The sequence below is a fragment of the Natronosalvus rutilus genome (assembly GCF_024204665.1).
GTDB classification, from domain to species: Archaea; Halobacteriota; Halobacteria; order Halobacteriales; family Natrialbaceae; genus Natronosalvus; species Natronosalvus rutilus.
Window position 1 is genome coordinate 2,092,761 of the sequence record NZ_CP100355.1, and the last position, 16,606, is coordinate 2,109,366.

Here is a 16,606-nt window from a genome sequence, read left to right on the forward strand (position 1 = left end):
CGGGAATCTCGGTCCTCACTCGAACCGCCCAGCCGTCGCGTCGACGAGCCAGTCCAGGAGGTGTGCCACGGCTCGAGGCGATCGAACCTGACACGAGGCGGCCGTCTCCGTCGCTCGTCCGACGGCCACCCCTAGCCCATTTGGACCGAGGCGACGAAAGACCGTCTCGTCGGTCACGTCGTCGCCGACGTACAGGACGAACGGATCCCGTGCTTGCTTCGACCGAAGCAAAGAGACGGCGTCACCTTTCGTCCAGGGAACGCGCGGGCCGAACTCGAGGATGGCCTTGCCGTGACTGCACTCGAGGTCGCCGTCCCCGATTCGGTCGACGACCGCTCGCGTCTCCTGTTCGACGACCGGGACCAGCTCCCGTGACACGTGGCGAACGTGGACTGTCCCCGTGAGGCGTTTGTTCTCGACGCGACAGCCGGAAACGTCCTCGAGGCGCTCTTCGAGGACGGCACAGCACCGCTCGACCAGGCGGGACCGCTTCTGCGCGACGGGGTGGACGGCGACCGAGTCGTCTCGCGCGAGTTCGAGGCCGTGATTTCCGCCGTAAACCGACGGTCCGTCGACGCGTCGGGAGACGTCGGCGAGCGCACGCCCGCTGACAATCGCCGTCGTCACGTCCTCGTGGGAGTCGAGACGTTCGAGGGCGCGTTCGGCCGCCGGAAGCGGCCGGGCCCGCTCGGGGTCGTCGACAATGGGGGCGAGCGTGCCGTCGAAGTCGAAACACGCCAGCAGTTCGTCGTGGCGGTCGAGTCCGGTTGCGAGGCGTTCCTGCAGGTCTCGGGTCGTTCGTTGCTGGAGGGACATCGAGAACTCAGAGGGATCGTGACACGTCGTTCACTCGTCGGTCGACTGCTGGAAATCGGGCTGCCTCGATGTGGGCGAATTGCTGGTCCATCCACCACTCGAGGTCGTGGTCGAAGACGTGAGTTCGCAGGGCGGCCATCCGGGTCGTGCGTTCGCTCTTCGGGGCCCCGAGAGCGTCGGCAACTGTTCGCGCGAACCGATCGGTGTCCGCCGGGTCGATCGTGAACGCCGGATAGCCGAGCGCGTTCGCCGCTCCCGCGTGCTCGCTGAGAACGAGCGCGCCGTCGCCGTCGATCGAGGAGGCGACGTACTCCTGGGCGACGAGATTCATGCCGTCGCGGACCGAACTGACGACGAGGAGGTCGGCCTCCCGATAGAGCGTGGTCAGGTCGGCCCGGTCGAGGAAGTCCTCCGTGTAGACGATCGGCTGCCAGTCGTCGGTGCCGAAGCGCTCGTTGATGTGGTCGACAGTCGATCGAACCTGCCGTCCGAGTCGATCGTAGCTCGGAATCTCCGTCCGACTCGGCGTCGCCTTCTGAAGGAACGTGAACGACTCTCGCCACTCGGGGTAGCCCTCGAAGAGGCGCTCGAGGGCGGCCAGTCGCTCCGGGATCCCTTTGGTGTAATCGAGGCGGTCGACGCCCAGGCCGACGGCACAACCGTCGGGGATGTCGTACCGTTCGCGCAGGGAATCCCACCTGTCGTCCCCGATCTCTCGGGCCCGTTCCTCGTAGCTGTTCGCGTCCACGCCCATCGGCGTCGCGACGATTCGCGTCTCGTGGCCGTCGTACCGGACCGTGCGTTCGCGGTAATCGACCGTCGCCGACGGAAGAGTCTCCTCGACACACTCGAGGAAGGCCGTCCCGTAGCGCTCGATGTGGAAGCCGAACACGTCGGACCCGAGCAGTCCGACGAGGAGTTCGCGAGCGTTAGGGCAGGCGGCGAACGACGACGGGTCCGGCCACGGAATGTGCCAGAACTGAGCGACCGTCGCACCTGCTGGCGCTTTCGCCTGGATCATCGACGGCGCGAGCCCGAGGTGGTAATCCTGGAGCCAGATCACGGACTCGTCGGTGGCCTCTTCGAGGACGGCGTCGGCGAACTGTCGGTTCACGTGACGATACCACTCGAGGTCGGTCGGTCGATACTCGAGCAGTTCGGTCATCCCGTGACAGAGCGGCCAGAGGACGCGGTTGCTGTAGCCCGTATAGTAGCCGTCGACGGCCTCGTCCGAGAGCCAGACCCGCCGCAGGGTGTACTGGTCGTCGCTTCCGGGTGGGACGTCGACGCAGTCGTTTTCGTCGGTGACCGCGCGGTCGGCGCTGCCGTCGCCCCAGGCGATCCAGGTGCCGCCGATCGCTCGCATTATGGGGTCGAGTCCGGCGGTCAGTCCGCCGGTCGGTTCGTCGACGGTGACGTCGCGTTCGCCTGGATCGTTGCTGTTCTCGTTGTCGTCGCCATCGTCCTCGCCGTTGTCGTCGCCATTGACCCACTCGTGACGATACGGCTGCCGATTCGAGACGACGAGCAGCGATTCCGGGGCGTTGAAATCGACGCCACCGTCGGTCACGAGCCGTCGACCGTCGTCCCGTAAATCGTTCGCATGATTCGACTCCGCCACCGCTACTCGCTCCGTAGATCGCATCTATGAAATTTCCTCGTTTGCCCTACTGTTTCGTTCGCGGCCTGCAGTCACAGGCCATTGATATACACCACCTTATCCGGCTCTCTGCATGGACATTCACGGGAGCTCGAGGCTTGCGCCGACCGGCGACCAGCGACCGGCGACCAGCAACCGACGACCGGCGCCTCGAGCAACGTTCAAGGGGCTCCCCCTGCATCGTCAGCCATGAACGAGCCGTTCGCCGAACGAGTACGGCGGTGCCAGCGAGGACTCGCTGACCGCGGCGCCGCTGCGCTGGTCGCCTCGCCCGGACCGGTGCTCACGTACCTGACGGGCGTCGAGGAGTCGCCGTCCGAACGCCACTTCCTGGCCGTCGTTCCCCGCGACGGGCCGCCGGTCGTGGTCGCGCCCGCGATGTACGGGGCGGAACTCGAGGCCGCGCCCGTCGATCGGGCCGTCCTCTGGGGCGACGGCGACAATCCGGTCGAGGCGCTCGCGAGCGCGTTCGAAACCGCTGGTCTCGAGCCGGAATCCGAGGCCGACGAGACGACCCTGCTCGACGACCGCCTCTGGACGACCTTCGCCCAGGACGTTCGCGGCCTGTTTCCCGACACGACGTACGGCCTCGCGAGCGATGTGATCGAGCCTCTCCGCCTCCGAAAGGACCGACTCGAGCGGACGACCCTCCGTCAAGCGGGGAACGTCGCGGATCGTGTCTCGATGACGCTCCGGAAGCGCGGCGAGGAGGTCGTCGGGTTGACCGAACGGGAACTCGCCGAGGAAATCGATCGATTGCTCGAGGCCGAAGGCGGCCGCGGCACCGCGTTCGACACCATCGTGGCCGCGGGCGAGAACGGGGCGCGCCCGCACCACCAGCCTGGCGACCGTCCCATCGAAGCCGGCGATCCGGTCGTCCTCGACTTCGGCGCGTTCGTCGACGCAGACCTGGAGTCGGGGCAGGCCCGCTATCCTGGCGACCAGACCAGGACGATGGTCTTCGCCGGCGAACCGCCCGAGGGGTATCGGGAGGTACACGAGACCGTCGCCCGCGCTCAGCAGGCCGCCGTCGAGTACGTCGAACCCGGCGTCACAGCCGAGTCGGTTGACGCCGTCGCTCGCGAGATTATCGCCGACGCAGGCTACGGCGATGCCTTCGTTCACCGCACCGGCCACGGCGTCGGCCTCGAGGTCCACGAACCGCCCTACATCGTCGAGGGGAACGAGCAGGCCCTCGAGCCGGGCATGGTCTTCAGCGTCGAGCCGGGAATCTACCTCGAGGGCGAGTTCGGGGTCCGACTCGAGGACCTCGTGGTGGTCACCGAGGACGGTTGCGAGCGGTTGAACGCGACCCCGCTGGACTGGGCGTGCGAAGGCGCTTGCCAGTAACGGGGTTACCCACGTCGAACTGGATGGTGAGGTGTACCTGAGAACCGTCAGCGGAGTGGAATGCTGGTTCAGACTGGCTGGAGAACCGAAGGCCGTGCTGGTGATTGCTCGGTGGTGAGCGCGTCGACTTCCCGTTCGAGCCGGTGGGCGTAGCGAAGTCGAAGTCGCCGTGCTTGCGCCCGAGACAACCGAGGGCTGTCCTCGAGATCCGTCGAGAGCGGACGATAGGCGGAGGGGTCGAATCCCATCGTCCCGAGGTATCGCTCAACAGCAGGCGCCTCGAGCCCGTAATCGATGGCGTCGTTCACGTGCTGTTTCACTCGATCGAACTCGGGAATCGTCACGGTCGACCCCGTAATCTCGCCCCGTCCACCGATCTCCACGCGTCTACGCTCGACGAGGCTCAAGATGTCTCGAACGTCTTCGGCGAGTTGCAGGACCTGTCCAGGGAGTGCCACGTCCGGGGCCCGCCATTCGATCGTGTCGAATTCGTCGCGCAACCGAACCGGTGCCCAGATCGTATCCTCTGGCGTAAAGTGCTCGTCGAACGTCTCCTGGTCGATGCCTTCGGCTACCGCCTGTCGGCGAAAGTCGTCAAACGTGGCGTCGATCCGGTCGTTCCACTCGTCTACGTCCGCGGCGTAGGACCACAATCGGCCGAGCCGGGGATGGTCGCCGTAACACGTCCGCCGGTAGACGTGGGGTCGCGCACAGGCAGCCACGTTCTCTCCCTGGTGGTACGTGGAACTCCCAGCGAGCGCAAACGCCGGGTCCAGTGCGGTCAGGAGGTTCAACTGGTCGGCTTCGGCCCCCTCGATCTGATCGACGTGCAGGTGGGTGCCGGCGCAGCAGGTGGCCTTTTCGAACGCTTCGCCGAGCACCTGACGCTGAATCCGCGTCCGGGGCGTATCGCTCGTGCCGAGAGAACCGGCGTTGAGCGGCGTGGCAAGCGGGACGAGGTGGCGTCCCTCTTCTCGCCCGACGTCGATCGCTTCTTGGAGTCTGAACGCGACCTCCTCTCGGAGTTCGGGGATGCCATCGCATGGATCGGTGACGACCTCGAGCATGGGGTCCGCGCTCTCGGCGTGAAGGTCGTCGATCCGGTCGAGCACCGGTGTTGCGGGTGCGAGTGCACCCGTGTCGTCGACGGTCCAGTATTCGAGTTCGAGACTGAGTTGCATAGTGTTGGTGAGTTACTGCACGGTGAGCGGTTTCACATCACAGCGACGACAGCATGGGATCGACCCCGAAAACGGGGATCAGTCGTCGTTCGACCGTACAAAGGCCAACCGAGTGAGCGGGAAGACCCCTCTCCCAAAGTGATTTGGGCAGCTGTGATACCGTCGTGAATACAGATACTTGGCGACTCGAACCTCAGGCCGGCTATCGGTCGTACGCGGTGTCACCGACTATAGTGGGGAGTTCGAACAGAGGTGTAAGTTACTGCTTCCCACGAACAGGGGAACTGCAACGGCGTTCGAAATCGTTCCGTTGTCCAAATCGACAGCGACGGGGGTACTCTCTCAGCGGTTTCCAGGCGGGAATGCGCAGTCTCGAGCCGGCGACCATCCGCTCCACGCTGACGTGCGAGGATACTCAAGCGTGTGGATGCTGTTTACCGCCGACGAGCGATTCGACCGCCAGACCCCATTCACAACTTGACTCGCTCGGCACTCGCCGCCACCGCTTGGACCCGTTCGAGCGAGTCGTCGGGTTCGACCTCGAGCAACCGCTCGAGACGGACGAACTCACGAGCCAGGTACTCGAGCCCCTCCGCCTGCGAAGGGATCGAATCGAGTGGCCGACCCCCGTCGAGCGGGAAAGTTCGTCGAGCACGTCTCGAACCGGGCAAACGGACCGTCAGCAGCCCTCGACGGTCAGGGTCCCTTCGACGCGTTGCTCGCCTGCGACAATCGCCCACTCGACGTCGCCCGTCGGAAGGTCGCTTCCGGCGACGGTGAAGGTACTCGAGATGCAGTCCTCGCCCGCGATTTCGACCGTTCCGGACCGGGTACGATCCTCGACCTCGAGGGTCACGTCGAGCTCGACCGGCTCCGTGCCGTCGTTGCGCAGGGTGACGGTGAAGTCGGCCGACTCATCGTGAGCGATCGAATCCGGCCCGGTTACCGAGAGATCGATCGACGTCGGTTCCTCGTCGCCGGGATCTTCGTCCGTCTGATCGTCCTCGTCGGGTTCCTCCTCGTCTCCATCTTCTTCGTCTTCGGTTCGAAGGGCCAGTAATTCCCCGTCGCGACTGACGTAGACGGTGTTTTCGTCGGCGACGATCGATTCCTGGCTCCCGATCCACTCGCGTTCGTCGAACGCGTACCGCCAGCGTTCCTCGCCGGTCTCGAGGTCGTAGGCGAGCACCCGATCCTCGTCGTCTTCTTCGTCGGGTATGTCGGCCGAATCGGGTCCATACGCAGTGATGACCGTCTCTCCGACGAGTGCCGGTAAGCTATGGTAGGAATCGGTGGTCCACCTCCGTTCGCCACTCTCGGAGAGGTCGTACGCCGAGAGGTTCCCGTCTCTCCCGAGCGCGAAGTACGTCTCGTCGACAATGGAGTTGGTGCGCGTCATGGACGTGCTGGCGACGACCTCCCGGGTGGCCATCTCGTAGAGATAGGTGGCGTCGTAAGCGGGGAAAATAGCGACGTGGCCCGAGCCAGCGGTAACCTGGCTGACCGACTCGTCGGGGTCGACCGTGACCACTGTCTCGCCCGTCTCGGGGTCGAGCCCGGCGAACATCCCCGCGCGCCCGGGTGCGTAGGCCGAATCGAACACGTAGACGGCGTCCTCCGAAACGTCGCCGAACTGCAATTCTTCGGCCGTTTCCGTCCCGTCGGCCGTCTCTACTTCGACGCGCTCGCGCTCCCATTGGATCGAGCCGTCTTCGGTGTCGAGCGCGTAGACGGTGTGCTCGCTCGCGGTGTAGACCATGCCGTGACCGACCGCCAGCTCGAGACTATCGATCTCGCTCTCCCAGCGGACGTCGCCGGTCTCGGCGCCGATTGCCCGGATCGGGTCACCGGCTACGTAGAGTACGTCGCCGTCGGTCGAGAGCGTTCGCTCGGCGTCGATGTCACCCGTCTCCCACTCGCTCGAGCCGTCTTCGGCGTCGAGTGCGGTTACGCCTCCCTGGACCAGGGTGTAAATGCGGTCGTCGGCGATCACGATCGAACCGAGGTCGTGCGCCCCGTCGTACCGCCAGGCGATTTCGGTCGGGCGTTCGCGATGGGAGCCGTCTCCGTCCTCGCTACTATCTTCGTCGCCTTCGCCGTAACCGTCAGCGAGGACCGACCCGACTGATGCGAGAACTCCGGTTGTCGAAAGCGCTGCACCTGCTGACAGTACCGTACGGCGGTTCAAACCTGCCATGCCACGGTAATGACCGATTTGTGGTTTTATTATCAAGCGGATATGACCGGATTGCACGCTCGAGAACTATTTCGCTGTGTTGAACTATCACACTACAGGACACTATAGTCGAGAAATGTACGAAGGTGGTCGTCACGGCGCCGACACCGTTTCGTTCGGCGGACAGTCAGTCGTTGATCGTCAGGGATTCGGTTGGAGTTCCCCGCAAAGGGCATCCCGGAATGCTATATATTGTATAGTATAGGCGATGCCAGCGTTCACTTTCGCCGGCGAACGGCGTCCGAACCCCGAGTTCGCTACAGTTCGATTCGTTCGGCGCTCGCCGCCGCCGCTTCGGCGCGCTCGAACAGGTCGTCTGGCTCGACCTCGAGCAACCGGTCGAGGCGGGCGTTCGTCTCGGCTCGGTCCGGTGCGATCCGGTTACAGCCGGCGTTGATCGTCGAGTCACGGTAGGTGCCGATCTCGCGGGCCTGCGCAACGATCTCCTGTTTGTCTCGAGTCAGCAGCGGCCGGTGGATCGGCAGTCGCGTCGCACGACTCGTGACGGCGACGTTCTGGGCCGTCTGGCTCGACTTCTGGCCGATAGCTTCGCCGGTGACGATTCCGCTCGCGTCGTGTTCTTCGGCAATCTGCTCGGCGATCCGGTAGATGAATCGCCGCAGGGAGAGCATCCGTCCTTCCTCCATGGTCTCCGCGAGCAGAGAGACGGTCTCCCCGCCGGGCACGCGGTAGACGCTCAGGTCGACGTTCGGCGCGTACCGCGAGAGCGAGCGGACGGTCTCGATCGCGCGCGCCTCGTGGTCCGGGCCGCCGTAGTCACCGAGCGCGACGTAGACCGGGATCACCGGCGAGCCCCGGCGCATCATTTCGTAGGCTGCGACGGGGGAGTCGATGCCGCCGCTGACGAGCGCCACCATCGGCGCCTGCGATCGAAGGGGCAGGCCGCCCGGCCCCTCGAGACGGTCGAGGTAGACGTAAGCCGCCTCGTCGCGAACCTCGACGCCGAAGGTCAGATCGGGATCCTCGAGGTCGACCTCGGGATCGAACTCGTCTTCGACGGCCTCCCAGATGGCGGTCCCGCCCTGCCGGGCGACGTCCTCGCTCGTGAACGGCAGGCGCTTGTCGGCGCGGGTAGCGTCGACGGCGAAACTGCCGCCGTCGTAGCTGGCGTGAGCGGTCTCGGCGAGCGCGTCGCAGATCGTTTCGAGGTCGGCCTCCACCACGATTGCGGGGCTGGTCGAGACGACGCCGAAGACGTCGGCGGTCGCGGCGGCCGCGGCCTCCACGGCGTCCTCGGTGGTGTGAATCAGCGGCCGGTTCCAGTTGCCCTCCACGTTGCCAGCCACCGATCGGTCCGCGAGGACGGCCTCGAGGTTCTCGAGCAGGAAGTCGAGCATGTACCGCTTGACGGTGTTGCTCTTCGTGTTGAGGTCCCCGTGTCGGACGAGGACGGTGTCGGCGCCGGGCGGGTGCATGGAGAGAGATAGATGGGCCGACGTATAAGGGGATTACGAGCGACGAAGCCGCGGTGGCGACTGGCGAGACGCTCGAGAACACGGCACACGTCGACCCGGTAACACGGCTTTTATCCTCACTCGGCCCCTGCTAGAATCGATGACAGACGGGGACGTCGCCGCCTTCACTCACCTCGGCTCGAGCGTCCGGGAGGCCCTCTCCGAACGCGGGTTCGCAACGCCGACGGCGCCACAGCGACTCGCGATTCCGCCGCTGGCCGCCGGCGAGCACACGCTCGTGATCGCCCCTACGGGGAGTGGAAAGACCGAGACGGCGATGCTTCCCGTCTTCGACGACCTCGTGGCCGACTCACCCGAGGGGTTCGGCGCGCTCTACGTCACTCCGCTGCGGGCGCTCAACCGCGACATGCGCGAGCGCCTCGAGTGGTGGGGCGAGTACCTCGGCCTCGAAGTTGACGTCCGTCACGGTGACACCACCCAGTATCAGCGCGGCAAACAGGCCAAAAATCCGCCCGACGTGCTCGTGACGACCCCAGAGACGCTGCAGGCGATGCTCACCGGCGAACGCCTCCGGGAGGGGCTCGAGGACGTCTCCCACGTCGTGATCGACGAGGTTCACGAGCTCGCCGCCTCCAAGCGGGGCGCCCAGCTGGCGGTGGGGCTCGAGCGACTCCGCGAACTGTCGGGCTCGTTCCAGCGAATCGGACTCTCCGCGACCGTCGGCGATCCCGAGTCGGTCGGACAGTTTCTCACGGGCGGCCGACCGTGTACGATTCGCGAAATCGACGTCGGGAGCCGGATCGACGTGCGGGTGCGCCAGCCGGAGATCACGGACGAAGATCAGCGACTCTCGGGCGAACTCGCCACCGACGCGACGACGGCCAGCCACGTCCGATTTATCAGGGACCTCGTCGCCGAAAACGAGTCCACGCTCATCTTCGTCAACACCCGCCAGACGGCCGAGGCCCTCGGCTCGCGGTTCACCCGCCTCGACCTGCCGATTGGGGTCCACCACGGGTCGCTCTCGAAAGAGGCCCGCATTGACGTCGAGGACCGGTTCAAAGCCGGCGACCTCGACGCGCTCCTGTGTACCTCCTCGATGGAACTTGGGATCGACGTGGGCCGGATCGACCACGTGATCCAGTACCAGAGCCCGCGCCAGGTCTCGCGACTGCTCCAGCGGATCGGCCGCGCAGGCCACCGTCGCGACCAGGTCTCGCGAGGGACCATCGTGACGACCCGCCCGGACGACACGCTCGAGGCGCTGGCCATCGCCCGGCGGGCGAGCGCGGGCGAGGTCGAACCGGCCGAGATCCACGACGGGAGCCTCGACGTGGTCGCCAACCAAATTCCGGGGATCGTTCAGTCGACCGGCTCGCGCCACCTGATGGAGATCCGTGATCTGTTCGCCCGCGCCTATCCGTTCCGCGACCTCGAGGAGTCGGCGCTCCGGAGCGTCCTCTCGGAGCTTCACCGGAATCGCATCGTCTGGTTCGACGAGAGCAGCGAGCGAGTCGAGACCACCGGCGGCACCTGGCAGTACGTCTACGCCAACCTCTCGATGATCCCCGACGAGGCGACCTACGAGGTCCACGACATCGCCTCGAGCGGCCAGATCGGCACTCTCGACGAGCGATTCGTCACGACCTTTGGTCAGCCGGGGGCCGTCTTCATCCAACGCGGGGAGATGTGGCGAATCGTCGAAATCGACGACGAAGAGGAACGGGTACGGGTCACCCCCATCGAGGACCCCGTCGGCGAGGTCCCCTCCTGGATCGGTCAGGAGATTCCCGTCCCCGAACCGGTCGCCCAGGAGGTCGGCGAGATTCGCGGTACCGTCGGCTCGCAACTCGAGACCGGCGCCGACGACGGCGCCGTCGCTCGCGACCTCGGCGGGCGCTACCCGGGCGACGATACGACGCTCTTGGGGGCCGTCTCCGGACTCCGGAAACAGCTCGAGGGCGAGACGCCGATGCCGACCCACGACCGTATCGTGCTCGAGCGCCAGGGGCGGACGGTCGTCCTCAATGCTTGTTTCGGCCACCGGACGAACGAGACCCTCGGTCGCGTGCTCTCGGCCCTGCTCGGCCAGCAGTCCGGATCGTCGATCGGCCTCGACACCGACCCCTACCGGATCGAACTCGAAGTGCCGACCGACGTGGCGACGAGCGACATCGTGACCGTCCTGACCGAGACGGATCCCGACCACGTCGGCACCATCGTCGAGTTAGGATTGAAGGGGTCGGACGCCCTCGCCTACCGCCTCTCACAGGTCTCGGCGAAGTTCGGCGCGCTCAAGCGCTGGCAGGGCTCCGGCCGCATGTCGAACGAACGGTTGCTCAAGGCGCTCGAGGACACGCCGATGTACGCCGAGTCGATCCGCGAGGTGTTCCACGAGGACCTCGACGTGGCGGGCGCGAGCCGCATCCTCTCGCGGCTCCGGTCCGGCGAAATCTCGCTCGAAACGATTCGCGGCCGGACGGCCATCGGGAGCGCAGGCCGCTCCGGTGGCAAGGAACTGCTGGTGCCCGAGAACGCCGACGCGAGCGTCATCCAGACCGTCAAGGAGCGCCTGCAGGACGACCGGGTGACCCTGCTGTGCACCCACTGTCGGGAGTGGTACTCGCGGACGAAAGTGAAGCGGGTCGCGGACCAGCCCGAGTGCCCCAACTGCGGATCGACGCGCGTAGCGGCGCTGAGCCCGTGGGCCGACGACGTCCTCCAGGCCGTCCAGGCCAACTCGAAGGACGAGGAACAGGAAGAGTTGACCCGTCGCGCGGTCAAGAACGCCAATCTCGTCCAGAGCCACGGCAAGCGGGCCGTCGTCGCCATGTCCGCGCGCGGCGTCGGCCCGCACAACGCCGCCCAGATCATCAGCCGTCTACGCGAGAACGAGGCCGACTTCTACCGGGACATCCTCGAGAAGGAGCGTCAGTACGCCCGGACGAAGGCGTTCTGGGATTGACTGAGACTGAGCATGGGGCCAGGCTCGGGCGGGAATCGGTCCCACTCGAGCCGCGGTCGTAACGCCCAAGCGTTCACACCGCGTTCGTCCGACTATGAAGTTCGCGCCGGGCGCGTGGCGCTACGCCATCGTTCCGCTGGTCGTGGCCCCATTCGCCTACCTCATCAGCGTCGGCGTCGGCATCGCGACCCTCCTGCTCGGCGTCGGGACGCTCGCGTTCTTCCGCGATCCCGAGCGAACGCCGCCCCTGTCTGGCGTCGTCGCGCCTGCCGACGGCAAGGTGTCCGTCATGCGGACCGAGGGCGACCAGTTTCGGCTGGGGACGTTCATGAACGTCCACAACGTCCACGTCGTCCGTGCGCCGTTCGACGCTACGGTACGGGACGTGGAGCACTCGCCGGGCGGATTCAAACCCGCGTTCTCGAAGGACTCCGACCGGAACGAGAAAGTTCACCTGCACCTTGAGCCCGCAGAAGGGGCGTTCTCCGAGGGGGCGTTTCCCGAGGGTGACGCCGAGAACTCCGAACCAGGCCTCGACGAAACCGGAGATCGAGCCACGGAGGCTGAGGTCACGTTCATCGCCGGCGCGTTCGCCCGTCGCATCCACCCCTACGTCGAGCCTGGCGACTCGCTCGAGCGGGGCCAGCGAATCGGCCACATCGCGTTCGGCAGTCGGGTCGACGTGGTGTTCCCGCCGACCGTCGCGCCCGAGGATCTGGCGGTCGAACCGGGCCAGAAGATGACTGCCGGAGAGACGGTGATCCTCGAGACCGGCGGGAATCCACTGTCGGGCAACGACGGACTCGACGCCGATCGCTCGAGCCGCTGATTAGTCCTGGCCGATGTGCGACCGCCAGCCAGCACCAGCCGTTAGCGTTTCGCGTCCACTACGTCCCGAGCCGCCTCGAAGTGGCGCTGCTCGACGACCACGTCGTCCGCGTGTTCGTTCGCCTCCTCGGGGCCGTACTTCGTGGCGACCTCGCGGATCGCCCGCATCGAGGCGTCCCGGACGAGCGCCTCGAGGTCGGCGCCGGTGTAGCCCTCAAGGTCGTCGACGAGGGCATCGAGGTCGACGTCCTCTCCGAACGGTTTTCCTCGGCCGTGGACCTCGAGGATCTTGCGTCGGGCCTCGAGGTCGGGTTCTGGCACGAGGACGTGCGTGTCGAGGCGGCCCGGTCGGAGCAAGGCCGGGTCGAGGTGGTCCTTGCGGTTGGTCGCTGCCAGCACCACGAGATTCGGGTTCTCGCGCATGCCGTCGAGTTCGGTCAGCAGCTGAGAGACGACGCGGTCGGTCACCTCGTGGCCGTCATCACGATTGGCGGCGATGGCGTCGATTTCGTCGAAAAAGACGATCGAAGGGGCCGACTGGCGGGCTCGCTCGAACACCTTCCGGATCGCTTTCTCGCTCTCGCCGACGTAGCGGTCGACGATTTCCGGCCCGTCGACGCGAACGAAGTTGACGTCCGTCTCGCCAGCGAGCGCTCGAGCCAGAAGCGTCTTTCCGGTTCCGGGTGGCCCGTAGAGCAGGACGCCCGACGGCGGGTCGGTGTTCGTCCGATCGAAGAGTCGCTCGTAGGTCAGCGGCCACTCGACGGACTCCCGGAGCACCTGTTTGGCGTCCTCGAGGCCGCCGACGTCCGCAAAGTCGGTGTTGGGCGACTCGGCGACGTACTCACGCATCGCGGAGGGTTCGACGGCCGCGAGCGCGGTGTCGAAGTCCGCCCGGGTAACCGTGGGATTCGCGCTCCAGGCCGCGCGCTCGTCGGCGTCGGTGGGACGGCGGCGGATGGCGGCCATCGCAGCCTCGGTGACGACGGAATCGAGGTCCGCGCCGACGAAGCCGTGGGTTCGACTCGCGATTTTGTCGACGTTGACGTCCTCGGCCAGGGGCATCCCACGGGTGTGGACCTCGAGGATCTCGCGTCGACCGACCATGTCGGGAACGCCGATCTGGATCTCGCGGTCGAAGCGGCCGCCACGCCGGAGTGCGGGGTCGATGGTGTCCACCCGATTCGTCGCCCCGATCACGATCACCTCGCCGCGGGCGTCGAGCCCGTCCATCAGGGTCAGCAACTGGCCGACGATCCGGTTCTCGGCGTCGCCGTCGTCGTCGCGCGTCCCCGCGATTGAGTCGATTTCGTCGAAGAAGATGATCGTCGGGGCGTTCTCGCGGGCCTCCTGGAAGGTCTGTCGAAGTTGCTCCTCGGATTCGCCTTTGTACTTCGACATGATCTCCGGCCCAGAGATCGTCACGAAGTTGGCCTCGACCTCGTTGGCCACCGCACGGGCGATCAGCGTCTTCCCCGTGCCGGGTGGTCCGTACAGCAGGACGCCCGACGGCGGCTCGACCCCGAGACGTTTGAACAGCTCGGGTTCGGAGATCGGTAACTCGATCATCTCCCGGACCTGCTCGAGTTCCTCGTCGAGGCCGCCGATGTCCTCGTAGGTGACGCCGGAGGGACGGTCCGACGGGGCCGCCGACCCCGACGACGCTCGCCCGTCGGCGTCTCGAGACGGCGTCGAACTCGGCGCGTCCGCACCGTCGGAATCGGTGTCGTCGAAGACCAGCACGGTCGTGGAGCCGGTGATCTGGACGTCGCCCGCGGGTTCGGTCTCGACGACGGTGAAGGGGTCGGCCGCGACGCCCTCGATCCGAATCTGTTCGCCAGCACGGATCGGTCGGTTGCGCAGTTTCTGGTTGGCGACGCGCTCGGCCAGTCGCGACTCGGCGTCGCTCAGCGACGGCGGCGGCGAGAGCGTGACGGTTTCGGCCTCTCGGATGGACGAACCGTCTGTCGCTCGAACCTCGACGGTATCGCCCACGTTCACGCCAGCGTTCGCGCGGGTGTCGGCGTCGATCTGGACGACCTGCTCCGGGATCGCCGGATCCGCCGGCCACATCTTCGCGACGGTTCGTCCCTCGCCCTCGATGACGACGGTGTCGCCGCTCAACACGCCGAGTTTTCGCCGCGCCGTCTCGGGGATCCGTGCGACGCCACGGCCGGCGTCGCGCTTCTCCGCCGCGCGCACGGTCAGCGTGACGCCGTCGTCAGTCTCGGTCATGACAGATCGTTGTGGGGGAGTCGCCTTGAGAATTTCCCACCAGCGGCGATGCGTCCGATGATCGACGTCGGCAGTAGAATCTCTCGAGACGCGGGCCGAGTCATCCAATTGCTCGAGAGGAAGCCCGCTTCACGGAGTCGATCGGTCACAGTCGTGTCCCCTAGCCGTTCAAGCAATCCCGTGCCAGCGCCATAATTACAGCGCGAGCAACAGTTTCTCTGCGTGAAACGTTTGGGTAAACAACTGCATAGGAATAGGAGGAAGTTCGTTTTTCGCACCCATGTCGTCCTGGAAACGACGGTCCGTTTTGGCAACAGGTGCAGCACTCGCGACTGGTAGCGTCCTCGTCTCCGCCGGAGCGAGTCAGGAGGTGGAGGACTTACAACGCTCGTTCGAGGAGCCACGTGGCTGGTCCTCTCACCATGGAAACACCGGAAATTCGGCGACTGTTCCTCTCGATGGCTGGCTTCCCGCGCCAACGTCGGTCGCCTGGGAGTACGACCACACAGGAGACGTCGCCGTCGTCGATCAGGTCGTCTACCTTCGAACCGACGGGGAAGTGCACTCGCTCGAGGCCGAGGACGGCACGGTCCGGTGGGAGAGCGACGACATCGGTGCCGCGGGGACGCCGGCAGTGGTCGACGATGCCGTCTACGTCGGCGGCGACGCCGTGACGGCGCTCGAGGCTCCGACGGGTGAGGTTCGCTGGCGAACGGGGTTCGAGTCCGAAAGTCAGGTTCCGGATCCCACCGTCGCGTTTGAGACGGTGTACGTGGTCGTCGACGGGACACTGTATGCGCTCGACCGGAGCGACGGCTCGATCCGGTGGGAGCGAGAGTCGGTCACGCTCGAGAACCGCGACGGTGAGAAGGAGGAGGTTCGATTCGCATCGACGCCGGTCGCCGGCGACGAGGAATCGATCTACGCGGGCGTCGGCGATGCAGGCTTTGTCGCGCTCGACCCGGTTACGGGCGACGAGCAGTGGTCCCACCAGAAACTGTATCATGCTACGCATGTGAACTATCACGACTACCTCGTCGTCGGGGCGGGGCGGCTCTTTACGGGGCAGATCAGCGAAGCCGAGCGTTTTCCCGTCCTCGACGCGATGACCGGTGAACGCCTCGAGAGTACGACGTACCGATTCCCACTGGCTGTGACCGAAACGGCGAACGTCACCGCGGGCAGGAACGGATTCCGTGCCTACCATTATGACACGGAGTACAGCTGGTCGGTTGGCGGGAGCCTGGACGCGTGGGGACGTCCGATCGTCGTCGGTCGAACCGTCGTCGTCGCTCATCACCCCTACACGGACGAAATGCCGGAGCTGTACGGATTCGACCTCGAGAACGGGGACGAACTCTGGTCGTTTTCGCTCGGAAAACTCGGCATAGCGGAGGACAATACGCCGATGTGGCCCCACATATCGTACGTCTCCGACGGGGACACCCTCTACGTCTCGACACGGGACAGGATCGCAGCCCTTCGATCGTCCGAAGACGGGGGAGAGGACTCGAACGGCAATCCCCCACGTCTCTCGGTTCAGGCCCCGGAATCGATCGAATACCGGGAAGAAGCGGATCCTGCCGAAGACGGCGCGGACTTCGACGTCACCGTGACGAACCGACGAAACGAGACGACAGCTATCGAGGTCCGACTCGAGGTCGACTCGATCGACGAACCGGTCTTCCTCGAGCTAGGCAGTGGCGAGACCGACACCGCGCACTACACCGTCACGAGCAGAGATCTCGGAGCCGGTGAACACGACTGGACCGTCTCCGCGAACGACGAGACCGAGACGGGGACGCTCGTCGTCACCGAGCAGAAGGAGTGCTAAACGTCAGGAGCGCGGTACGCCAGACGACTCGACGGCCACGAGACACGTACGCCTAAGCCTCGCCA

Annotated in this window: 10 protein-coding genes; 4 read left to right on the plus strand and 6 right to left on the minus strand. The window is 65.9% G+C overall.

Features of this window, described 5'->3' with window-relative positions:
• Window positions 1–15 precede the first annotated feature (15 nt).
• Together otsB and NGM29_RS10045 are read right to left on the minus strand one after the other, a co-directional pair.
• Window positions 16–816, minus strand: coding sequence for a trehalose-phosphatase (gene otsB, locus NGM29_RS10040; protein ID WP_254155932.1), 801 nt, complete (start codon window positions 814–816; stop codon window positions 16–18).
• Between the two features lie 7 nt (window positions 817–823).
• Window positions 824–2,461, minus strand: a complete 1,638-nt coding sequence (locus tag NGM29_RS10045) for an alpha,alpha-trehalose-phosphate synthase (UDP-forming) (RefSeq protein WP_254155934.1) — start codon at window positions 2,459–2,461, stop codon at window positions 824–826.
• Between the two features lie 204 nt (window positions 2,462–2,665).
• Between NGM29_RS10045 and NGM29_RS10050 the strand changes: the two genes are divergently transcribed.
• On the plus strand, window positions 2,666–3,826 hold the full coding sequence (locus tag NGM29_RS10050; protein ID WP_254155936.1) for a M24 family metallopeptidase: 1,161 nt from the start codon (window positions 2,666–2,668) through the stop codon (window positions 3,824–3,826).
• Window positions 3,827–3,894: 68 nt separating this feature from the next.
• Here the strand turns inward: NGM29_RS10050 and NGM29_RS10055 are convergent, their stop codons facing one another.
• From NGM29_RS10055 to NGM29_RS10065, 3 genes are all read right to left on the minus strand, one after another.
• Complete coding sequence (locus NGM29_RS10055) at window positions 3,895–5,007, minus strand: glutamate-cysteine ligase family protein (RefSeq protein WP_254155938.1); 1,113 nt, start codon at window positions 5,005–5,007, stop codon at window positions 3,895–3,897.
• A gap of 679 nt (window positions 5,008–5,686) precedes the next feature.
• The gene (locus tag NGM29_RS10060) at window positions 5,687–7,204 is read right to left on the minus strand and encodes an outer membrane protein assembly factor BamB family protein (RefSeq protein WP_254155940.1); all 1,518 of its coding nucleotides are present in this window, start codon (window positions 7,202–7,204) and stop codon (window positions 5,687–5,689) included.
• A gap of 296 nt (window positions 7,205–7,500) precedes the next feature.
• On the minus strand, window positions 7,501–8,679 hold the full coding sequence (locus tag NGM29_RS10065) for a tRNA sulfurtransferase (RefSeq protein WP_254155942.1): 1,179 nt from the start codon (window positions 8,677–8,679) through the stop codon (window positions 7,501–7,503).
• 139 nt (window positions 8,680–8,818) lie between these two features.
• Between NGM29_RS10065 and NGM29_RS10070 the strand changes: the two genes are divergently transcribed.
• Window positions 8,819–11,644, plus strand: a complete 2,826-nt coding sequence (locus NGM29_RS10070; protein WP_254155944.1) for a DEAD/DEAH box helicase — start codon at window positions 8,819–8,821, stop codon at window positions 11,642–11,644.
• Window positions 11,645–11,738: 94 nt separating this feature from the next.
• The gene (locus NGM29_RS10075; RefSeq protein WP_254155946.1) at window positions 11,739–12,473 is read left to right on the plus strand and encodes a protein sorting system archaetidylserine decarboxylase; all 735 of its coding nucleotides are present in this window, start codon (window positions 11,739–11,741) and stop codon (window positions 12,471–12,473) included.
• Between the two features lie 41 nt (window positions 12,474–12,514).
• Here the strand turns inward: NGM29_RS10075 and NGM29_RS10080 are convergent, their stop codons facing one another.
• Window positions 12,515–14,707: a CDC48 family AAA ATPase gene (locus NGM29_RS10080; RefSeq protein ID WP_254155948.1), complete on the minus strand. Its 2,193-nt coding sequence runs from the start codon at window positions 14,705–14,707 to the stop codon at window positions 12,515–12,517.
• A gap of 307 nt (window positions 14,708–15,014) precedes the next feature.
• Between NGM29_RS10080 and NGM29_RS10085 the strand changes: the two genes are divergently transcribed.
• Window positions 15,015–16,541: a PQQ-binding-like beta-propeller repeat protein gene (locus NGM29_RS10085; RefSeq protein WP_254155950.1), complete on the plus strand. Its 1,527-nt coding sequence runs from the start codon at window positions 15,015–15,017 to the stop codon at window positions 16,539–16,541.
• Window positions 16,542–16,606 lie beyond the last annotated feature (65 nt).